The 20,365-nt window shown below is 73.4% G+C and carries 22 protein-coding genes and 1 tRNA gene; 19 read left to right on the top strand and 4 right to left on the bottom strand.

Translation table 11 applies throughout. The annotated features are described in order from the left end of the window. Positions 1 to 52: 52 nt before the first annotated feature. A complete protein-coding gene (locus ASF50_RS02375; protein ID WP_056863393.1) occupies positions 53 to 853 on the top strand; it encodes an SDR family NAD(P)-dependent oxidoreductase in 801 nt (266 codons plus the stop codon). Positions 854 to 890: 37 nt separating this feature from the next. Then, positions 891 to 2,087 (top strand): NAD(P)/FAD-dependent oxidoreductase, encoded by a 1,197-nt coding sequence (locus ASF50_RS02380; RefSeq protein WP_156718040.1) that lies wholly within the window; start codon positions 891 to 893, stop codon positions 2,085 to 2,087. 221 nt (positions 2,088 to 2,308) lie between these two features. On the opposite strand, the gene ASF50_RS02385 is transcribed toward ASF50_RS02380, so the two are convergent. Together ASF50_RS02385 and ASF50_RS02390 are read right to left on the bottom strand one after the other, a co-directional pair. Further along, positions 2,309 to 2,986, bottom strand: coding sequence for an SDR family NAD(P)-dependent oxidoreductase (locus ASF50_RS02385; RefSeq protein WP_056903372.1), 678 nt, complete (start codon positions 2,984 to 2,986; stop codon positions 2,309 to 2,311). A 114-nt stretch (positions 2,987 to 3,100) separates the two neighbouring features. Beyond that, positions 3,101 to 3,814: a helix-turn-helix transcriptional regulator gene (locus tag ASF50_RS02390; RefSeq protein ID WP_056903373.1), complete on the bottom strand. Its 714-nt coding sequence runs from the start codon at positions 3,812 to 3,814 to the stop codon at positions 3,101 to 3,103. 162 nt (positions 3,815 to 3,976) lie between these two features. Here ASF50_RS02390 and ASF50_RS18740 point away from each other — a divergent pair, with 162 nt between their 5' ends. The 3 genes from ASF50_RS18740 (at position 3,977) to ASF50_RS02405 (ending at position 6,608) form a co-directional block, all read left to right on the top strand. Continuing rightward, positions 3,977 to 4,393, top strand: a complete 417-nt coding sequence (locus tag ASF50_RS18740) for a hypothetical protein (RefSeq protein ID WP_056863396.1) — start codon at positions 3,977 to 3,979, stop codon at positions 4,391 to 4,393. Further along, positions 4,390 to 5,337 (top strand): DICT sensory domain-containing protein, encoded by a 948-nt coding sequence (locus ASF50_RS02400; RefSeq protein ID WP_056903374.1) that lies wholly within the window; start codon positions 4,390 to 4,392, stop codon positions 5,335 to 5,337. Before ASF50_RS18740 ends, ASF50_RS02400 begins: the two co-directional genes overlap by 4 nt. Positions 5,338 to 5,432: 95 nt before the next feature. Beyond that, positions 5,433 to 6,608, top strand: coding sequence for a glycosyltransferase 87 family protein (locus ASF50_RS02405; RefSeq protein WP_056903375.1), 1,176 nt, complete (start codon positions 5,433 to 5,435; stop codon positions 6,606 to 6,608). Between the two features lie 16 nt (positions 6,609 to 6,624). On the opposite strand, the gene ASF50_RS02410 is transcribed toward ASF50_RS02405, so the two are convergent. Continuing rightward, positions 6,625 to 6,697 (bottom strand) — tRNA-Lys (locus tag ASF50_RS02410). Positions 6,698 to 7,032: 335 nt separating this feature from the next. Here ASF50_RS02410 and ASF50_RS02415 point away from each other — a divergent pair. The 5 genes from ASF50_RS02415 (at position 7,033) to ASF50_RS02430 (ending at position 10,730) form a co-directional block, all read left to right on the top strand. Then, complete coding sequence (locus tag ASF50_RS02415; protein ID WP_056863399.1) at positions 7,033 to 7,236, top strand: cold-shock protein; 204 nt, start codon at positions 7,033 to 7,035, stop codon at positions 7,234 to 7,236. Positions 7,237 to 7,442: 206 nt separating this feature from the next. After that, positions 7,443 to 7,649 (top strand): hypothetical protein, encoded by a 207-nt coding sequence (locus ASF50_RS18745; RefSeq protein WP_156697795.1) that lies wholly within the window; start codon positions 7,443 to 7,445, stop codon positions 7,647 to 7,649. 119 nt (positions 7,650 to 7,768) lie between these two features. Continuing rightward, the gene (locus tag ASF50_RS02420; RefSeq protein WP_056863400.1) at positions 7,769 to 8,071 is read left to right on the top strand and encodes a metal-sensitive transcriptional regulator; all 303 of its coding nucleotides are present in this window, start codon (positions 7,769 to 7,771) and stop codon (positions 8,069 to 8,071) included. Positions 8,072 to 8,115: 44 nt separating this feature from the next. Continuing rightward, entirely contained in the window at positions 8,116 to 8,322 is a 207-nt protein-coding gene (locus tag ASF50_RS02425) for a heavy-metal-associated domain-containing protein (protein WP_056863582.1), read from the top strand. Positions 8,323 to 8,417: 95 nt separating this feature from the next. After that, positions 8,418 to 10,730 carry a heavy metal translocating P-type ATPase gene (locus ASF50_RS02430; RefSeq protein ID WP_056903376.1) on the top strand — a complete coding sequence of 771 codons (2,313 nt, stop codon included), beginning with the start codon at positions 8,418 to 8,420 and terminating at the stop codon, positions 10,728 to 10,730. Positions 10,731 to 10,782: 52 nt separating this feature from the next. Here the strand turns inward: ASF50_RS02430 and ASF50_RS02435 are convergent, their stop codons facing one another. Next, the gene (locus tag ASF50_RS02435) at positions 10,783 to 11,883 is read right to left on the bottom strand and encodes a hypothetical protein (RefSeq protein WP_156718041.1); all 1,101 of its coding nucleotides are present in this window, start codon (positions 11,881 to 11,883) and stop codon (positions 10,783 to 10,785) included. 43 nt (positions 11,884 to 11,926) lie between these two features. On the opposite strand from ASF50_RS02435, the gene ASF50_RS02440 reads away from it, so the two are divergent. The 9 genes from ASF50_RS02440 to ASF50_RS02480 all read left to right on the top strand — a co-directional run bounded on the left by ASF50_RS02440 (position 11,927) and on the right by ASF50_RS02480 (position 20,354). Beyond that, positions 11,927 to 12,883, top strand: coding sequence for an NUDIX hydrolase (locus tag ASF50_RS02440; protein WP_082502672.1), 957 nt, complete (start codon positions 11,927 to 11,929; stop codon positions 12,881 to 12,883). A gap of 211 nt (positions 12,884 to 13,094) precedes the next feature. Continuing rightward, positions 13,095 to 14,228: a phosphate ABC transporter substrate-binding protein PstS gene (gene pstS, locus ASF50_RS02445; RefSeq protein ID WP_056863403.1), complete on the top strand. Its 1,134-nt coding sequence runs from the start codon at positions 13,095 to 13,097 to the stop codon at positions 14,226 to 14,228. A 182-nt stretch (positions 14,229 to 14,410) separates the two neighbouring features. Next, positions 14,411 to 15,304, top strand: a complete 894-nt coding sequence (gene pstC / locus ASF50_RS02450) for a phosphate ABC transporter permease subunit PstC (protein WP_228942507.1) — start codon at positions 14,411 to 14,413, stop codon at positions 15,302 to 15,304. Between the two features lie 4 nt (positions 15,305 to 15,308). Beyond that, positions 15,309 to 16,391, top strand: coding sequence for a phosphate ABC transporter permease PstA (pstA, locus tag ASF50_RS02455; RefSeq protein ID WP_056863404.1), 1,083 nt, complete (start codon positions 15,309 to 15,311; stop codon positions 16,389 to 16,391). A 29-nt stretch (positions 16,392 to 16,420) separates the two neighbouring features. After that, complete coding sequence (gene pstB / locus ASF50_RS02460; RefSeq protein ID WP_056863405.1) at positions 16,421 to 17,200, top strand: phosphate ABC transporter ATP-binding protein PstB; 780 nt, start codon at positions 16,421 to 16,423, stop codon at positions 17,198 to 17,200. A 59-nt stretch (positions 17,201 to 17,259) separates the two neighbouring features. Beyond that, positions 17,260 to 17,628, top strand: a complete 369-nt coding sequence (locus ASF50_RS02465) for an ArsR/SmtB family transcription factor (RefSeq protein ID WP_056863406.1) — start codon at positions 17,260 to 17,262, stop codon at positions 17,626 to 17,628. A gap of 71 nt (positions 17,629 to 17,699) precedes the next feature. Next, on the top strand, positions 17,700 to 18,794 hold the full coding sequence (gene arsB, locus ASF50_RS02470; protein ID WP_056904197.1) for an ACR3 family arsenite efflux transporter: 1,095 nt from the start codon (positions 17,700 to 17,702) through the stop codon (positions 18,792 to 18,794). A 1-nt stretch (position 18,795) separates the two neighbouring features. Next, positions 18,796 to 19,197 (top strand): arsenate reductase ArsC, encoded by a 402-nt coding sequence (locus ASF50_RS02475; RefSeq protein ID WP_056863407.1) that lies wholly within the window; start codon positions 18,796 to 18,798, stop codon positions 19,195 to 19,197. A gap of 38 nt (positions 19,198 to 19,235) precedes the next feature. Next, positions 19,236 to 20,354 carry an NAD(P)-binding domain-containing protein gene (locus ASF50_RS02480; RefSeq protein WP_200920025.1) on the top strand — a complete coding sequence of 373 codons (1,119 nt, stop codon included), beginning with the start codon at positions 19,236 to 19,238 and terminating at the stop codon, positions 20,352 to 20,354. Positions 20,355 to 20,365: the final 11 nt, after the last annotated feature.

Below are 20,365 nucleotides of genomic sequence, written 5' to 3' on the forward strand. Positions count from 1 at the left end.
GAAGGACGGGCCCGCGCGACCGCGCCGACCCGCCTGCTCGCATCGGAGGATCATGGATCTCGGAATCACCGGACGCACCGCCCTCGTCACCGGGGGCGACTCCGGCATCGGCTGGGAGACCGCGCGCATCCTGCTCGACGAGGGCGCCACGGTCGTGCTCACCGACCAGGACGCCGACTCCCTCGCCGAGGCCGCGGCCCGGCTCGACGCCCCCGAGGGGCGCCTGCACCACGTGGCCGCCGACCTGTCCACCGACGAGGCCGTCAAGGAGCTCGCCGCGTCGGTCACCGACCTGGTCGGCGACCTCGACATCCTCGTGCAGTCGGCCGGCATCACCGGGGCCCAGGGCCTCTTCCACGAGATCGACGACGAGGGCTGGACCACCACGCTCACCGTCGACCTGCTCGCGCCGATCCGTCTCACCCGCGCCTTCCTGCCCGGCCTGCGCCGCGGCGGCTGGGGCCGCATCGTCTACCTCGCCTCCGAGGACGCCGTGCAGCCCTACGACGACGAGCTGCCCTACTGCGCCGCCAAGGCCGGCGTGCTGGCCTTCGCCAAGGGTCTCTCGCGCAGCTACGCCGAGGAGGGGCTGCTGGTCAACTGCGTCTCGCCCGCCTTCATCAAGACGCCGATGACCGACGCCATGATGGAGAAGCGCTCGAAGGAGATCGGCTCCAGCGTCGACGAGGCCATCGAGAGCTTCCTCGACGAGGAGCGGCCCTACATGGAGCTGGGCCGGCGCGGCCTGCCCGAGGAGGTCGCCTCCGTGGTGGCGTTCCTGTGCTCCGACCGCGCCAGCTTCGTCAACGGCTCCAACTACCGGGTCGACTCCGGCTCGGTCGCCACCATCTGACGACCCACCGACCGACCCACCCCAGGAGGGCACCGACGTGCACCACGACTACGACTTCCTCATCGTCGGCGGCGGCATGGTCGCCGACGCTGCGGCCAAGGGCATCCGCGAGCAGGGGAGCGAGGGCACCATCGGCATCCTCGGCGAGGAGCCCACACCCCCCTTCCCGCGCCCGGCGCTGTCGAAGAAGCTCTGGACCGATCCCGACTTCACCTTCGACGACGCCGCCATGCACACCTCGGAGGAGACCGGCGCGACCTTCCACCTGGGCAGCCCGGTGACCGGCGTCGACACCGAGGCCCGTACGGCGACCACCGCGGCCGGCGACACCTTCGGCTACGGCACCCTGCTGGTGGCCACGGGCGGGCGCCCCCGCCGCATCGAGGGGCTGGAGCCCGGCGACCGGGTGCTCTACTTCCGCGACCTCGCCGACTACAACCGCCTGCGCGAGCTGGCCCAGGGCCGCCCGCGGGTCGTGGTCGTCGGCGGCGGCTACATCGGCAGCGAGATCGCGGCCGCGCTGTCGCAGCACGACTGCGAGGTCACCGTCGTGCACCCCGGCGAGGTGCTGGGCGACCACGTCTTCCCCGACGCGCTGGCGCGGCGCTTCGAGTCGCTCTTCACCGACGCCGGGGTGCGCGTCCACGGCGGTCTGAAGGCCGTCGGCGGGCGCGAGGACGGCGACACGGTCGTGGTCGAGCTCTCCGACGGGTCCTCGCTGGAGGCCGACGTCGTGGTGGTCGGCCTGGGCATCAGCCCCGACACCGACTTCCTGCCCGCTGACGTGGTCCGTGCCGACGACGGCGGCGTACGCGTCGACGAGCGGCTCACCACCTCCGTGCCGGGCGTGCTCGCCGCCGGCGACGTCGCCGAGTACCCCGACCGGATCCTGGGGCGCCGTCGCGTCGAGCACGTCGACAACGCCGGTGAGATGGGCTCCGCGGTGGGGCGGATCATGGCCGGCTCCACCGAGACCTACGACCACACGCCGATGTTCTACTCCGACGTGCTCGGTGTGGGCTACGAGGCGGTCGGCACCCTCGACGCCTCGCTGGAGACCGTCGTCGACGAGCGCGACGGGGGAGCGGTCGTCTACTACCTCGACGACGAGGAGGTGCGCGGCGTCCTGCTGTGGGACGTCGAGGTCGACGGCGGACTCGACCAGGCCCGCGCCCTCCTCGCCGAGCACGCTCGCCCCACCGACGCCGAGGCGCTCGTGGGCCGGATCGGCTGACGCCCGGGGGTCTCGCCCGGGCCCCCTGACGACGACACCGCCCCGACACCCGGATCTCCAGGTGTCGGGGCGGTGCTGTGCGGGTAGGCTGCGCAGCGAGGCCCGCCCGGGTCCGGTCGTCCCCCCCACGTCCGGCCCGGGCGGGCCTCCCTGCACGCAGGACAGCGGGCGTCCCGGTCGTGGCCGGGACGCCCGCTGCTGCTTGCTTCGGACGCTGCTGCTCAGTCCTCGCTGACCTGGGTGCGGAAGCCCGAGCGCTCGGCGTGCATCGTCCACAGCTTCTCGGCCAGTACGTCGGGATCCTTCTCGGGGTCGCCCTCGACGATCGCGCCGCCGATGATGAGCTGGGCCACGTGGATGCCCTCCTCGGCGAGCACCTCGTGCAGCAGCTCGGCGTAGGCGGCCTGACCGGCGAAGGCGATCGAGGTGCCGGTGACGTTGCGTCCGGGCTTGACGGCGGAGCCGCCGTTGACGAAGAGGATCGTGCCGCGGCCCTCACCGTCCTCCTTGGGCAGGAAGCGCATGCCGGGCACGACCTGGTGCACGGCGGCGACGGGGCCGTAGATGGAGAACTCGACCGGTCCGACGAGGTCGGCGGGAGTGGTCTCCAGCACCGGTCGCATGAAGTCCTTCTGCGGCAGCGGGCTGTACTGGAGCACCTCGATGGGTCCGAGGGTCTCGGTCACCTGCTCGAGGGCGGCGGCGATCGAGGCGGGGTCGCGCACGTCGGCGGCGAAGCCCTGGGCCTGCACGCCGTCACCGGCGAGGTCCTCGGCCAGCAGGTCGAGACGGGCCTGGCTGCGCGAGATCAGACCGACGCTGAAGCCCTCGCGCCCGAAGCGCCGGGCGACGGCGGCGCCGAGACCGCGCCCGGCCCCGATGATGGCGATCGTGGTCATGCGGCGGCCTCCTGCGGGTGGATGTCAGGTGTCATGACGTCCACGGTGCCCCGGGGCCGGGGGGGTGCAGGAGACCCAAGCGGGTGACCGGGCCCGGCGGGCCCGGCGGTCCGGTCAGGAGGCGGAGACGTCCACCAGACCGCCGCGGGCCGGCTCCATGCCCAGGCCGTGGCGCAGGCCCCAGGCCACGGCCTGGGTGCGGCGCTCGACGCCGATCTTGCGGTAGGCGCCACGGATGTAGGTCTTCACCGAGTTGATCGAGAGGTAGAGCTGCTTGCCGATCTCGACGTTGGTGTGACCCTGGGTCACCAGCGAGAGGATCTCGGCCTCGCGGGGGGTGAGCCCCGCGCGGGCGCCGTTGGCGGTGGCGCCGACCACGGCGTGCGGGGTGCGGTCGAGCGGGCGGCTGGGGCGGGCCGCCGTCGGGGTCGTGCGCAGCGCACGCTCGATGGCGTCGACGAGCTCGTCGGCACCGAGCGTCTTCGACAGGCGCACCTGGGCGCGGCTGCTGCCGGGCGCCTGCGGGTCGCGCCAGGTGTAGACCACGGGGCGGGCCTGGCCGGAGGTGGCGAGGCGACGCACGAGGTTCTGCCCGGTCTGCGAGAGCTTGACGGGCTCGTAGAGCACCACGTCGACCGCGGCCGGGTCGTCGAGGGCGGTCTCGGTGTCGACGAGCTGGACCCGGTCGGTGTGGGGGGCGAGCAGGGCGGCCACGCCAGCGGCGACGAAGGGGTGGTCGTCGACCAACGCCACGACGAGCGGCCGCTTCTGCGGGACGGCGTGGATGCCGCTCGTGCGGGGCGTATGCGAGGTGGTGGTGAGGTTCATGGTTCTGCCGCTCCTGGGTTCTCGGGCCGACACCCGGGCTGAAACTTAGACAAGGTGTTGGGACTTATATTCCAAACTTAGACAGACTGTGTCAAGATCATCCACAGTTCGACACGAAAGTTCGACAGCGAGTCGAAGCCCCCGCTCGACGAGAGGCCCCAGATGACCGAGCAGCGACACGACCACGGTGCGTGCTCCACCTCCATCGACTCCCTGCTGCGCGCCACGGCCCGTGGCGACGAGGCCGCCTTCGGCCGGCTCTACGACCGCAGCGTGCGACTCGTGCTCGGCGAGACCGTCCGACGCTGCTCGGCCCGCGGCGTCACCATCGACGACTGCGCCGGTCGCGCGCTGGCCGAGGACCTCGTCGTCTCGGTCTACCTCGACGTGTGGGCCCGCGCCGGTCAGTACGCCGCCGGCGGCCACGGCGGCCACGGCGGACTGCGCAGCGCCGAGCGGCCGGTGACCTCGGCGCGTCCCGACCCCTGGCGCTGGCTCTTCGACCTGGTCGCGGCGCGGGTAGAGGCCGACCTGGCCTCGGGCTCCACCGCCGGTGCGCGGCTGCGGGACGCGTCGTGAGCGGCCAGGCCGGTGGCGCCCCTGCGTCGTCGCTGCCCCCGGGGAGCGCTCACGGCGCCGGACTGAGCGTCAGTGACCTGGCCGAGCGCACGGGCGTGGCCGCCGCCACCCTGCGCGCCTGGGAGAGCCGGTACGGCTTCCCGGTGCCCGAGCGGCGCCCCAGCGGCCACCGTCGCTACGCCGAGGCCGACGTGCGCGCGGTCGAGGGGGTCCTGGCCCGGCGCGAGTCGGGGCTGACCCTGTCGGCAGCGATCGAGGAGGTCCGCCGCGAGCGGGAGGCCGAGGAGGAGCCGCGCGGCACGTCGGCGCGGCCGCAGTCGGTCTTCGCGACCGTGCGTGCGGGACACCCCCACATCCCGGTGCAGCGGCTGGGCAAGTCCACGCTGCTCGCCCTGTCCTGGGCCATCGAGGACGAGTTCTGCGCCGTGGCCGACCGCCCGCACCTCTTCGCCGCCTTCCAGCAGGCCCAGCACTACCGCGCCGCCGAGCGTCGCTGGGGCGAGCTGGCCCGGCTCTCGCGCTCGGCGTGGGTCTACGCCGACTTCCCCGACCACGGCGAGGAGCCGGACGGTCCCGACGTACGCCTGCTCGACGGGCCGACGCGGGTCACGCTCGACCAGCGCTCGCCGCTGCTGCGGGAGTGGGCGCTGGTGTGCGACTCCCAGGAGCTGCCCGCGCTGCTCAGCGCCTGGGAGCTGCCCGGCCAGGACCGTGTGCCCGACCGGCAGCGGATGTTCGAGTGCGTGCTGTCCTTCGAGCCCTCCGCGGTGCGCGCGGCGTCGCGCTGCTTCCTCGACGCCGCCGGCGAGGCCGGTGTCGGGTCGGCCGCCCCTGTGCTCCGCGAGCTCGACTCGACGGCGCTGGCCGACCCCACCGACCTGGCCTCGGTCAGCACCCTGGTGGCCCGGCTCCTCGGCTACGTCGACCGTCTCTCCTCCCGCTGATCGCCGACTGACCCGCCCGGTCTCGTCGCGCCCCGTTCACGACGGGGTCGTGGCGGGGTCGGCGTCGCGTCCTCGGGCGCTCCTAGCGTCGCGGGATGACCCGCCTGGAGCCCACCCCCGCCACCCGGGACCACCTGCTCACGCCCGGTGTCGTGCTCGCCGCCACCGGCGGCCTGGTGCTGGTGGTCGTGTCGGCGGCGCTCCTGCAGGTGCACCGGGGCTTCCTCGACCTCGAGGTCTACGCCTTCGGTGCGCGGACCCTGCTCGACGGGGGCCACCTCTACGACGGGGACGACCCGGCCACCGGTCTGCCGTTCACCTACCCGCCCTTCGCGGCGTTGCTGATGGCCGGGCTCGCGCTCCTGCCCCTGCCGGTCTCGGCCGCGCTGTGGGCGGCGACCGGCGTGCTCGCGCTGGCCCTGGTGGTGCACGTCGTGCGACCCGCTCTCGAGCCGTGGGCCGTCCTCGGCGTGTGCGTCGCGGCGCTGGCCCTCGAGCCGGTGCGCGAGACGCTGACCTTCGGGCAGGTCAACCTCCTCCTCATGGCGCTGGTCGTCGTCGACCTGCTCGGTCCGCGCCACCGGTGGAGCGGCGCACTCGTCGGGCTGGCCGCCGCGGTCAAGCTGACCCCGCTCGTCTTCGTGGTCCTGCTGCTCGGCACCGGGAGGCGGGGAGACGCCGCCCGCGCCGTGGCGGCGGTGGTGGGAGCGGGGGTGGTCGGGGCGCTCGTGGCCCCGCGGTCCTCGTGGGACTACTGGACCTCGGTGCTCGCCGATCCCGAGCGGCCGGGCAGCCCGGCCTTCGCCACCAACCAGTCGGTGAGCGGTGTGCTGGCCCGCGCGCTCGGCGGGCCGGCGCCGACCCTGCTGTGGCTGGTCGTCGCCGGCGCGGTCTCCCTCGGCGTGCTCGCGCTCGGCTGCGTCTGGTGGCGTCGTGGCGACCCCGCGCTCGGGGTCGGCCTGGCCGCCGTGGCCATGCTGCTCGCCTCACCGATCTCGTGGTCGCACCACTGGGTGTGGGCGCTGCCGGTGGCGCTGGTGCTGCTGGAGCGCGGGCCGCGGTGGGCCGCCGCGGGCTGGGCGGCGGTGTTCGTGCTCGCCCCCTTCTGGCTGCTGCCCCACCGCGACGACGCGGAGTACGCCTGGGGCCCGGCCCAGCAGGTGGTCGGCAGCGCCTACGTCGTGGCCGGTCTGCTGCTCGCGGCGGGGGCGGCGCTCGCGCTGGGCCTCGCGCGTCGCGCGCGCCCACCTTCTCCGTCCGCCGACGACTGAGGCGGCACGGTCGCGGTAGGCCCCGTGGGACTCGAACCCACAACCAAGAGATTAAAAGTCTCCTGCTCTGCCCATTGAGCTAGGGGCCCGCCGTCGCCGAGCGACGGAGCGGCCAGTATCACCCATGCGCTCCCGGACCCCGCTGGTGCGGTGCGGTGCACCCGTCCGTCACGCTCCTGACGCCGAACCTTCACGGGGTCGATCCACAAAGTCTCGTCCGGATCGTTCGGTTCCGGCTCCGGCGGGGTAGGGTCGGTGCTAGCAACAGATGCAAGTTCCAGCTGGTCTGACGCCTGCGGAGTTTGTGATCCAACGGCGTTTCTGCTTTGTGGTGTTCCACTAGGTCGGAGCGACGTGTCACCGCATCAGTTGTGGGGTCGTCGAAGTGACGGCCTCTCGTTCCGATAACAGGAGTAACGAGCACATGGCTCAAGGCACCGTGAAGTGGTTCAACGCTGAGAAGGGCTTCGGCTTCATTGCGCAGGAGGACGGCGGCGACGACGTCTTCGTGCACTACTCGGCGATCCAGACCCAGGGCTACAAGTCCCTCGACGAGAACCAGAAGGTCGAGTTCGACGTCACCCAGGGCCCCAAGGGCCCCCAGGCGGAGAACGTTCGCCCCGTCTGATCCAGACGTGCACCGGTCGGCCCGCTGACCGGTGAAGCACCACACGAGGCCCCACCCCCGTTCCCGGGGGTGGGGCCTCGTGCGTGCGTCGGGTCCCGTCCGCGGGGCCCTGCGGCGCACGTGTGGGCCATGTCGCACCACCCGATATGACCAGATCGGCCCCCGCCGGGTTTGATCCTGGGGGTCGTCGGGCACGCTTGGTCCTGATGAACAGGTACGAGGTGAGCGGGGGAGCGGTGCACGATCAGTTCGATGTGTCGCTCGAGGACGCCGACCTGCTCGGCGAGGTCGAGCTAACCACCAACCTCATCATCGCTGCGAGCGAGTCCGACGAGCACCTGTCGCAGACGACGATCGACGAGATCCTCGGGATCGACGCCGCCGACGCCCAGCCCGGCACCCAGGCCGGCTGACCCGTCCCCCTGCGTCTCCCGCACCCGCACCCGCGCTCGTGCGGGTGCTCCGGTGCGCCCGCGCGCCCCGAGACGCCGACGCCTTGAGGTCGATACCCTAGGGGGGTATCGTCGAGGGTATGGACGAGGCGACCGGCCACCAGCACGGCTACATCCAGCGCAAGGACGACTACCTCAAGCGGCTGCGCCGCATCGAGGGCCAGGCCCGCGGCCTGCAGCGGATGGTCGAGGAGGAGAAGTACTGCATCGATATCCTCACGCAGGTCTCCGCGATGACCAAGGCGCTGCACGCCGTCTCGATCGGGCTGCTGGAGGAGCACATGAACCACTGCGTCGTCGACGCCGCGCGCGCCGGCGACGACGAGGCCCGCGAGAAGGTCGCCGAGGCCGTCGAGGCGATCGCCCGACTGGTCCGCTCGTGACCGCCCACCACCGGCAGCAGCACCACGACAGCGAGGAGCACGAGATGAGCACCACCAGCACCTGGACCGTGACCGGCATGACCTGCGGCCACTGCGTCGCCTCGGTCACCGAGGAGCTCGAGGAGATCGACGGGGTCGAGCAGGTCGAGGTGACCCTCGAGGGCGGCCGCGTGGAGGTCACCAGTGGGCGCGAGCTGACCCGTGACGAGGTCGAGGCCGCCGTCGCCGAGGCGGGCTACGCCCTGGCCTGAGCCGCACCCCCACCCACTGCAGCACCCACCCCGGCCCCACCTCCGACCCACCTCACCCCACCCACCACGTCGCCCCACGCAGGGAGGAGCCCGCGATGAGCACGCCCGACCTGGAGCACCCGGCCAGCCGCCCGGCCGACCACGAGGTCGACCTGGAGATCTCCGGGATGACCTGCGCGTCGTGCGCGAACCGGATCGAGCGCAAGCTCAACAAGCTCGAGGGCGTGAGTGCGAGCGTCAACTACGCCACCGAGAAGGCCCACGTCGTCGCGCCCCCCGAGGTCAGCGTCGAGGACCTGCTGGCCACCGTCGCCGCCGCGGGCTACGCCGCCACCCCTCCACCGTCACCTGCTGACCGCAGGACCGACGGGGGCGAGGGTGCCGACGGCCCCGGCAGCCACGAGGAGCGTGCCGACGCCGAGCTCGGGGCGCTGCGCCTGCGGCTGCTGGTCTCCGTGGTGCTGAGCCTGCCGGTGGTGGCGATGGCGATGGTGCCGCCGCTGCAGGTCGACGGCTGGCAGTGGGTCTCGCTGGTCCTGGCCACGCCGGTCGTGCTGTGGGGTGCGTGGCCCTTCCACCGTGCCGCGCTCGTCAACCTGCGCCACGGCGCCACGACCATGGACACCCTGGTCTCGGTCGGGGTCACCGCGGCCTACGCCTGGTCGGTGGTGGCGCTGGTCTTCGGCAGTGCCGGGGAGAGGGGCATGACCCACGGCTTCGAGCTCGGGGTCGGGCGCAGCGACGGTCTGGGCAACATCTACCTCGAGGCCGCCACCGGGGTCACGACCTTCCTGCTGGCCGGGCGCTGGTTCGAGAAGCGCTCCAAGCGGCGCGCCGGCGACGCCCTGCGGGCCCTGCTCGAGCTCGGGGCCAAGGACGTCACCGTGCTGCGCGGCGCCGTCGAGACCACCGTGCCGGCGGCGAGCCTCGCGGCTGGGGACGTCTTCGTCGTCCGCCCGGGTGAGAAGGTCGCCACCGACGGCGTCGTCGAGCGCGGCACCTCCGCCGTCGACGCCTCGCTGCTCACCGGCGAGCCGGTGCCGGTGGAGGTCGGTCCGGGCGACGAGGTCACCGGGGCCACGGTCAACGCCGGCGGCCGCCTGGTCGTGCGGGCCACGCGGGTCGGCGCCGACACCCAGCTGGCCCAGATGGCGCGTCTGGTGGAGGAGGCGCAGAGCGGCAAGGCCGAGGTACAGCGCCTGGCCGACCGGGTCTCGGCGGTCTTCGTGCCACTGGTGATCGCGCTCAGCCTCGCCACGCTCGCCGCCTGGCTGCTGCTCGGCTTCCCGGCCGCGTCGGCGTTCACGGCGGCGGTCGCGGTGCTGATCATCGCCTGCCCGTGCGCGCTGGGCCTGGCCACGCCGACCGCGCTGCTGGTCGGCACCGGCCGCGGCGCCCAGCTGGGCATCGTCATCCGCGGCCCCGAGATGCTCGAGTCGACGCGCCGGGTGCAGACGGTGCTGCTCGACAAGACCGGCACGGTGACGACCGGCCGCATGATCCTCGTCGACGTCGTCGCCGCCCCCGGCACCCCCGAGCACCTCGTACGACGGACCGCTGCGGCCCTCGAGGCCGGCTCCGAGCACCCGATCGCCCGCGCGGTCGTGGCCGGTGCGCAGCAGGGTCACGCCGCGGAGGGGCCGCTCCCGCGGGTCGAGGGCTTCGCCAACCGCGAGGGTCTCGGAGTCGTCGGCACGGTCGTCGAGGCCGGCGCCCCCGCGGCCCGCGCGGTCATCGGGCGCCTCACGCTGCTGGAGCAGGAGGGTCTCGGCGTGCCCGGGGCCGTCCGCGCCGCGGTCGAGACGGCGGAGGCCTCCGGGCGCACCCCGGTGGTCGTCGGGTGGGACGGCGAGGCGCGCGGCGTCCTGGTCGTCTCCGACACCGTCAAGCCGGGGGCGGCCCAGGCCGTGGCCGAGCTGCGGGCGCTGGGCCTGGATCCCGTGCTGCTCACCGGCGACCACGAGCGGGCGGCGCGCGCCGTGGCCGCCGAGGTCGGCATCGAGCGCGTGGTGGCAGGGGTGCTGCCTGCGGGCAAGGTGGAGGAGGTGCGGCGGCTGCAGGAGCAGGGGGTGGCCGTCGCCATGGTCGGCGACGGCGTCAACGACGCCGCCGCGCTGGCCCGGGCCGACCTCGGCATCGCTCTCGGCACCGGCACCGACGTGGCCATGCAGGCCGCCGACCTGACGCTGGTCAGCGGCGACCTGCGGACCGCGGCGACCGCCGTACGGCTGGCGCGGCGGACCCTGGGCACCATCCGGGTCAACCTCTTCTGGGCCTTCGCCTACAACGTCGCGGCGCTCCCGCTGGCCGCCCTGGGCCTGCTGACCCCGATGATCGCGGGGGCCGCGATGGCGCTGTCGTCGGTCGTGGTGGTCTCCAACAGCCTGCGGCTGCGCGCCTTCCGCTGAGCGACCGGACCCGACCGGCCCGGACCTGGCGGGCGCGGACCCGGCGGGCGGGTCAGCAGGTGGCGAAGAGGACCGGGCCGGTCGAGAGGTCCGACAGCACGAAGGAGCCCTCGGCGGGCGTGAGGTCGGCGACGACCAGCGGGCCGTCGGCGGTGACGGAGTCGACGGCGAAGCGGTCGGTGAAGTCGCCGCCCTGGCCCGGCGCCGGCCCCTCCAGGAGGGTGGCGCGCGCGTCGGCGTTGCGGCGGGCGCGGTCGTCGTCGGAGAAGCCCAGCACGAGGCGGGCGCCGAGGCCGGGCTCGAGGGCGAGCGCGAAGACCTCCAGCGGGTCGACCTCCCCGGCGGCCCCGACCAGACGCTCACCCTCGGCCTGCTCGGCGGGGTCGGCCTGACCCATCGCCAGCGACGCGCACGCGAACTCCCCGGGGTAGACGGCGGCGGCCAGGGGGTCGCCCCCGGAGGAGCCGTCGACGAGCGCGTCGACGGCGCGGGACACGTCGTCGTCGGTGCCGTCGTCGTCGAGGCCGTCGACGACCGAGGCGAGGTAGGCGGCGTCGTCGCCGGTCACGACGAGGTCGCGCTCGGCGACGAGGGCGACGTACTGCAGGGTGGGCGAGGCGTTGTAGCCGGTCTCGAGCGAGGCCCGGGCGAGGGCGTCGGCGCCCTCCCACACCCCGTCGCCGGACTCCGGGCGGGTGTAGCCGAGGCCCTCGAGCCGCTCGCCGAGCGCCTCGACGTCGGTGCCCTCGGCCAGCCCGACGAGGTCGGCGCCCCCGGTGGTGGACTGGGTGAAGAGCTCCCACTCCACGCTGGCCGGCGACCAGCCGAGCTCCTGCTGCAGCAGCGAGGCCGACTCGGCCTGTGCCGTGGTCGAGGCCAGGTCGAGGTCGTAGGCCTCGGAGAGGAAGTCCTCGACCTGCTCGGGGCTGGAGGAGGCGTCGACGTCGGAGCCGACCTCGGCGCGCACCCCGGCCCAGTCGGTCCAGGAGTAGCGCTGCACGTCGTCGGGCGCCAGCGCGACGGCACGCCGCAGGTCGCTGTCGCCGCCGCCCCACACGCGCAGCGCCACCGCGACGCCGCCGCCGACCAGCACGAGCACGACCGCCACCGCCACGAGGAGCCGCACCGGCACACGACGGGTGGCACGGGGCACGGTGGTCCTCCTCGGGGGCGGGCGGTGGTGTGAGACTACGGGCATGGCCTCCTCCCCGCCCCAGGGCGTCCGGGCTCCGTCCGGCTCCTCCGCGAGCTCCCTGGCGCGCTCGCTCGCGCGGCGCGCGGAGGTGCCGGCCGGCGACGTCAGGGCCGCCGGGGCGGTGGTCTTCCGCCCGGGGCGGCAGGTCCTGCTGGTGCACCGCGGGCGCTACGACGACTGGTCCTTCCCCAAGGGCAAGCTCGACCGCGGCGAGCACGAGACGACCGCCGCGGTGCGCGAGGTGGCCGAGGAGACCGGGCTGCACGTGCGGCTGGGCCCGCCCCTGCGCGACCAGCGCTACACCGTCGCGCGCGGCACCAAGACCGTCCACTACTGGGCCGGGCGCGTCGTGGGCGACGACGACGTCAGCGGCTACGCCGTCAACGACGAGATCGACGCCGTCGAGTGGGTCGACCGCGACGAGGCCGTCATCCGGCTGACCTACGACCGCGACCGCGCGACGCTGCGGGAGGCCCTCGGCGTGCGTCGCCGCACGCAGGCGCTGGTCGTGCTGCGCCACGCCTCGGCCCGCTCGCGCAAGGCCTGGCGCGGCGACGACCGCGACCGTCCGCTCCTCCAGGCCGGTCGCGCCCACGCCCTGCGGCTGGTGCCGGCGCTGGCGGCGTACGACGTGGACCGGGTGGTGAGCTCGCCGGCGCTGCGCTGCCTGGAGACGGTGGCGCCCTTCGCCGAGACCGTCGGGGTCGGGCCCGAGCGCGACGACCGGCTCTCCGAGGAGGACGCGCGCGGCGCCGGGGTGCGCGCGCTCGTGGAGCAGCTCGTCGCTGACGGGGGCCGGACCCGGCGCGGGGCCCTGCTGTGCACCCACCGGCCGGTGCTGCCGAAGGTCTTCGCGGCCCTGGGTCTGCCCGACCCGGCGCTCGACCCCGGCGAGCTGGTCGTGGTGCACCTGCGCAAGGGCCGGGTGCTGGCCGGCGAGCGCCACCGGGTGCGCTAGACCGCTGAGTTGACAGACCCCCCTAGTTCACCGCGACGGTCGGGATCAAGGGCGGACGGCCGGGTTCACGTGATGTACGCCGCAGTGCCCGCCAGGTGTCACGGAACGGGCGGGACGCGTTCACGCCGCGTTCACCGACGGCCACGGATCCGTCCACCTGCGCTGCCTACCTTCCTGGCGTCCCCACATCTGAGACTTCAGGAGCAACGAAGTGAAGCGCACTTCCATCCGCCGCGTGATCGTGCCCGGCATCGCAGCGATGACCCTCGCTCTGGCCGGCTGCGCCGCCGGCAACGAGACCGACTCCGGCTCCACCGGCTCCGACGGCGACAGCGCGTCGAGCGACGTGAGCGTCGAGGGCCAGTACACGATCGGTGGTGCGTCCTCCCAGGAGGCCGCCCAGCTCGCGTGGACCACCGGCTTCAGCGACGTGCAGCCCGGCGCGACCGTGACCTACGAGCCGGTCGGCTCGGGCGGCGGCCGGGAGAACTTCATCTCCGGCGCCTACCTCACCGCGGGCTCCGACGCCTACCTCGTCGACGAGGCCCCCGACAACGAGCTGACCGCCGCCACCGAGCGCTGCGAGGGCGAGGCCCCCATCGAGGTGCCGAACTACGTCAGCCCGATCGCGATCATCTTCAACGTCGACGGCGTCGACGAGCTCAACCTCTCCCCGGAGACCCTCGCCGGCATCTTCGCCGGCGAGATCACCGAGTGGAACGACCCGGCCATCGAGGCCGACAACCCCGACGCCGACCTGCCCTCGGCGACGATCAACCCCGTGCACCGCTCCGACGAGTCGGGCACCACGGAGAACTTCACCAACTACCTCAGCGTCGCCGCCGGCGACACCTGGACCGAGGGTGCGGTCGAGACCTGGCCGCAGGCCTTCGGCGGCGAGGGCGCCCAGGGCACCTCCGGCGTGGTGAGCGCCGTGACCGACGGCCAGAACGCGATCGGCTACGCCGACGCCAGCCAGGCCGGCGACCTGCCCGCCGCCAACATCGGGGTCGGCTCCGACTTCGTCGAGCCCTCCGCCGAGGCGGCCGCCAACATCCTCGCGGTCTCGCCGGCCGCCGAGGACGCCGGTGAGAACCAGCTGATCTTCGACCTCGACTACACCACCGACGAGGCCGACACCTACCCGATCGTGCTGACCTCCTACATGATCGCGTGCCCGACCTACCCCGAGCAGGCCGACGCCGACTTCGTGAAGGCCTACCTGTCCTACGTCCTCAGCGAGGAGGGCCAGCAGTTCGGTGCCGACGAGGCCGGCGTGGCCCCGCTCGCCCCGGAGCTCGAGGAGCAGGCCCTCGCGATCGTCGACACGATCACGGCCGGCTGACACCGACGTGACCCTCGGGGGTCCGGGCCCTCACGGGCCCGGACCCCCCAATCGACCCGCAGACCAGCACCACACGGCAGCACGAGCGGCCCCGACGGGGCCACCGAACCAGGGGGACCCAGGTGACCAGCACCAGCACCGAGCCACGTGGGGGGCCGACCGAGCCCCTCGAGGACCAGGTGGTGAGCCGACGCGGTGACGTCGTCTTCGCCGGCCTCGCCCGCGGGGCGGGCCTGCTGATCATGCTGGCCCTCGCCGGCGTGGCGCTCTTCCTGCTCCTGCAGAGCATCCCCGCCTTCTCGGCGAGCGGCGACCAGGCCTACGGCAAGGACAACATCGTCCTCTACGTCTGGCCGCTGCTCTACGGCACCGTGATCGCCGCGGTCATCGCGCTGATCATCGCCACCCCGCTGGCCATCGGCGTCGCACTGGTCATCTCGCACTACGCGCCGCGGCGCCTGGCGCGCTACATCGGCTACGCCATCGACCTGCTCGCCGCCGTGCCCAGCGTCGTCTACGGCCTGTGGGGCCGCGAGACGCTGCAGTCGTGGGTCTTCCCCGTCTACCAGTGGCTGGCCGACAACCTCGGCTTCATCCCGCTCTTCGCCGGCCCGGTGACCACCGGCCGCACGATCCTCACCGCCGGCGTCGTGCTCGCGGTGATGGCGCTGCCGATCATCACCGCGCTGTGCCGCGAGGTCTTCGCCCAGACCCCGCGCATGCACGAGGAGGCCGCCCTGGCCCTCGGCGCCACGCGCTGGGAGATGATCCGGATGACGGTCTTCCCCTACTCGCGCTCGGGGGTCACCTCGGCGGTCATGCTCGGCCTGGGTCGTGCGCTCGGCGAGACCATGGCCGTGGCGATGGTGCTGGCGGCCTCGGGCGTCATCACGATCAACCTGATCTCCTCGCAGAACCCCTCCACGATCGCCGCGAGCATCGCGCTGAACTACTCCAACGCCTCCGGCATCAAGACCAACGTGCTGATCTTCGGCGGGCTCGTGCTCTTCGTCGTGACCTTCGCCGTCAACTTCCTCGGCCGCTGGCTCGCCGCCCGCGGCCAGGCCAAGGGGTGACCCCGTGACCGATCTCCAGACCCGTCCCTCGCCGGCCCCCGGCGAGAGCATCACCCTGACCCGCCCGCAGCTGCCCGGCTGGGCCCCGGCCGTCGCCGCCCTGGTCGCCTTCGGCCTGGCCGCGCTCGTCGGCCTGCTGCTGGGCTGGGGCCCCGTGCCGGTCGTCGTGGTCGGCTGGATCCTGCTCGTCGTGGCCCTCCCGGCCTGGTCGACCGCCGTCGAGGGCTCGCGCAAGGGCACCGACCGCCTGGTCACCACCGTCGTGTGGACCACCTTCGCCGTGGCGATGATGCCGCTCGTGGCCGTGATCTGGGAGGTGATCAGCCGCGGCGCCCCGGCGCTGTCGGTGGAGTTCCTGACCTTCTCCCAGGACGGCGTCCTCGGCGAGGGCGGCGGCATCTACCACGCCATCATGGGCACGCTGATCATCACCGCGATCGCCACGGTGATCTCGGTGCCGATCGGCGTGCTGGCCGCGATCTACCTCATCGAGTACGGCAAGGGGAGCCGGCTGGCGCGCGTGCTGACCTTCCTGGTCGACGTCATGACCGGCATCCCCTCCATCGTGGCGGGGCTCTTCGCGCTGGCCCTCTTCACGCTGATCTTCGGCCCCGGCACCCGCATGGCCATCGGCGGCTCGATCGCGCTGTCGGTGCTGATGATCCCCATCGTGGTGCGCGCCACCGAGGAGATGCTCAAGCTCGTGCCCGACGAGCTGCGCGAGGCCTCCTACGCGCTGGGCGTGCCGAAGTGGCGCACGATCACCAAGGTCGTGCTGCCCACCGCCATCGGCGGCATCATCACCGGCGTCACGCTCGCCGTCGCCCGGGTGGCGGGGGAGACCGCGCCGCTGCTGCTCATCGTCGGCACGCTGCGCTCTACCAACTTCAACCCCTTCGAGGGCAGCATGGCCACCCTTCCCGTGCTGATCTTCTCCGAGGCGACCCGCGGCGGACTCGCGGAGTACGTCCCCTTCCAGGTCGAGCGCGCCTGGGGCGCGGCGCTCGTGCTGATCACCATCGTGATGCTGCTCAACGTCATCGCCCGCGTGCTCGGCAGCTTCTTCGCCCCCAAGACCGGCCGCTGACCGCGGCACCCTGAGAGGACCCACCCGTCATGGCCAAGAGCATCGACGTCTCCGACCTGGACATCTACTACGGCGACTTCCTCGCCGTGCAAGGCGTGACCATGTCCATCAAGGCGCGGGCGGTGACCGCGCTGATCGGCCCCTCGGGCTGCGGCAAGTCGACCTTCCTGCGCTCGCTGAACCGCATGCACGAGGTCATCCCCGGCGCCCGCGCCGAGGGCAAGGTCGTCGTCGACGGCCAGTCGCTCTACGACCCGTCGGTCGACCCGGTGGCCGTGCGCCGCCAGATCGGCATGGTCTTCCAGCGGCCCAACCCGTTCCCCACGATGTCGATCTACGACAACGTGCTGGCGGGCAACCGGCTCAACGCCAAGCGGATGAAGAAGGCCGAGGCCGACACCATCGTCGAGCGCTCCCTCAAGGGCGCCAACCTGTGGAACGAGGTCAAGGACCGTCTCGGCAAGCCCGGCATGGGCCTCTCGGGCGGCCAGCAGCAGCGGCTGTGCATCGCCCGCGCGATCGCCGTCGAGCCGCAGGTGCTGCTCATGGACGAGCCGTGCTCGGCGCTCGACCCGATCTCGACCTCGGCCGTGGAGGACCTCATCCACGAGCTCAAGGCCGACTACACGATCGTCATCGTCACCCACAACATGCAGCAGGCGGCGCGCGTCTCCGACGACACCGGCTTCTTCAACCTCAAGGCGACCGGGGAGCCGGGCCACCTGGTGGAGTTCAACCCCACCAAGAAGATGTTCACCAACCCCGACATGGAGTCGACGGAGGCCTACATCTCCGGTCGCTTCGGCTGAGTCGGGGCGGGACCTCCCGGCCGGTGGCGGAAGGCATCGACGTGTGTCAATATTGACGCATGTCGATGCTTGAGGGCGCCGCGCCCGATCCTGACGACCCGCTGGCCTGCTGCACCCCGCTGGCGCGCGAGCCGATCTCCGACGAGCAGGCCGGGCAGCTGGCGCCGCTGCTGAAGGCGATCGCCGACCCCGTGCGGCTGCGGCTGCTGTCGCTGGTGCTGTCCCACGAGGGGGCCGAGGCGTGCGTGTGCGACCTGCTGCCCGCCTTCGACCTCTCCCAGCCCACCATCAGCCACCACCTGAAGGTGCTGCACGACGCCGGTCTCCTCGACCGCGAGAAGCGCGGCGTGTGGGTCTACTACCAGGCGCGGCCCGCGGCGATGGCCGCCCTCGGCTCGCTCTTCGACACGGCGGGGGTGCCCGCGTGAGCGCCTTCTCGACCCCGCCGTCCACCCCGCCCGGCACCGCGTCGCAGGGCGACCCCCGCGACGGCGCGGTCATGGCCAAGCTGTCGACGCTCGACCGGTTCCTGCCCGTCTGGATCGGGGTGGCGATGGTGGTCGGGCTCGTGCTCGGCCGCTCCGTCGAGGGTCTCGACGACGCCCTCTCGGCGGTCGAGGTCGACTCGGTCTCGCTGCCGATCGCGGTCGGGCTGCTGGTGATGATGTACCCCGTCCTGGCCAAGGTCCGCTACGACCGGCTCGGCACCGTGACCTCCGACCGGCGGCTGCTCGCGGCCTCCATCGGGCTGAACTGGGTGGTCGGCCCCGCGCTGATGTTCGCGCTGGCGTGGCTGATGCTGCCCGACCTGCCGGAGTACCGCACCGGCCTGATCATCGTCGGCCTGGCCCGCTGCATCGCCATGGTCCTCATCTGGAACGACCTGGCCTGCGGTGACCGCGAGGCCGCCGCCGTCCTGGTCGCGATCAACTCGGTCTTCCAGATCGTGGCCTTCGCCGCGCTGGGCTGGTTCTACCTCGACCTGCTGCCCGGCTGGCTCGGCCTGGAGCAGAGCGGCCTGGAGGTCTCGGCCTGGGAGATCGCGAAGTACGTCGCGATCTTCCTCGGCGTGCCGCTGGTGGCCGGCTGGCTCAGCCGGGTGCTGGGGGAGCGCGCCCGCGGCCGGGAGTGGTACGAGTCGACCTTCCTGCCCCGGGTGGGCCCGCTGGCGCTCTACGGCCTGCTCTTCACCATCGTGGTGCTCTTCGCCCTCCAGGGCGACACGATCAGCAGCCGCCCGGGCGACGTCGCCCGGATCGCGCTGCCCCTGCTGGCCTACTTCTTCCTCATGTTCGGCGTCTCCTTCGCCCTGGGCCACCGCCTGGGCCTGGGCTACGAGCGCACGGCCACGCTGTCGTTCACCGCGGCCGGCAACAACTTCGAGCTGGCCATCGCCGTGGCCATCGGCGTCTTCGGCGTCACCAGCGGCCAGGCGCTGGCCGGCGTCGTCGGCCCGCTCATCGAGGTGCCGGTGCTCGTCGCCCTCGTCTACGTCGCCCTCTGGGCGCGCCGTCGCCTCTACCCCACCCCCGACCGCACACCCGCTCCCGACCCCAACCCCGACCCCAGCCCCGCCCACTCGCAGGAGTCCTGACATGACCACCACGCCCGAGGTCCTCTTCGTCTGCGTGCACAACGCGGGCCGCTCGCAGATGGCCGCCGCCCTGCTCCAGCACCACGCCCAGGGGCGGGTGAAGGTCCGCTCGGCCGGCTCGGCGCCGGCCGACACGATCAACCCCGCGGTCGTGACCGTGATGGACGAGCTCGGCATCGACGTCTCCGCCGAGGTGCCCACCAAGCTGCTCACCGAGGACGTCGCGGCCTCCGACGTCGTCATCACCATGGGCTGCGGCGACGCCTGCCCGATCTTCCCCGGCAAGCGCTACGAGGACTGGGCGCTCACCGACCCGGCCGGCAAGGGCCCCGACGAGGTGCGCGCGGTGCGCGACGAGATCGACCAGCGCGTGCAGCAGCTGCTCGCGGAGCTGACGGCCTGACCACGCCGCCGCACGGAGGGCTGCCCGCCGCCGTCGACGTGGTCGTCGTCGGCGGCGGGCAGTCGGCGCTGGCCGCCGCCTACCACCTCGTGCGCGCCAACCGCCGCCGCGAGCGCCTGCTGACCTTCGTGGTGCTCGACGACCGTGCGGTGCCCGGGGGCGCGTGGACCGAGGGCTGGTCGAGCCTGCGGCTCTTCTCCCCGGCGGCCCACTCCTCGCTGCCCGGCTGGCCGATGCCTCCCTGGACCGGCCCGGGCACGCCGCCGGCCGCCCACGTCCGCGACTACCTCGCCGCCTTCGAGGCCCGCTACGCCCTGCCCGTGCTGCGGCCCGTGCGGGTGCGGGAGATCGACGCGAGCGACCCCCGCGCGGTGCTCGTGCGCACCGACGCCGGCGACGTGCGCGCCCGGGCCGTGCTCAGCGCCACCGGCACCTGGAGCCGCCCCTTCCGCCCTGCCTTCCCGGGCGCCGAGGACTTCGGCGGCCGGCAGCTGCACACCGTCGACTACCACGGCCCCGCCGGGTACGCCGGGCACCGCGTGCTCGTCGTCGGCGGCGGCAACTCCGCGGCCCAGGTGGCCGCCGACCTGCTGCTGGCCGACCCTCCGCCTGCGCGGGTCGTCTGGGCCGCCCGCGAGCAGCCCCGCCTGCTGCCCGACGACGTCGACGGCCGGGCCCTCTTCGAGGCGGCCACCCGCGCGGTCGCGGGCGAGGGCCCCGGTGTCGGCGGCCTCGGCGACGTGGTCGCCGTCCCCAGCGTCCAGCACGCCCGCGACCGGCGCGGCCTGCGCGCCGTACCGCTGCCGGAGCGGCTGACGCCCACCGGCGCCCGCTGGGCCGACGACGGTGTCGGCGGGGGAGCCCGGGAGGAGGCCGTCGACGACGTCGTGTGGTGCACCGGCTTCCGGCCCGCGCTCGTGCCGGTCACCGGGGTCGGGCTGCGACGCGTCGACGGCCACCCGCTGACTCGGGCCGACCACCCGACGGTCTCCGCCGACGACCCCCGGCTGCTCTTCGTGGGCTACGGCGACTGGACCGGCGCCGCCAGCGCCACGCTCATCGGCGCCAACCGCTCTGCCCGCGACGCCGTCGGGCACCTGACCGAGCTGCTGGACCGGCCGGAGGAGCAGGCACCCGGCCCCGGCCGGGACGCCTGAGCCCCCGGGCG

The organism is Nocardioides sp. Leaf307, from assembly GCF_001423135.1.
Classification (GTDB): Bacteria; Actinomycetota; Actinomycetes; order Propionibacteriales; family Nocardioidaceae; genus Nocardioides; species Nocardioides kribbensis.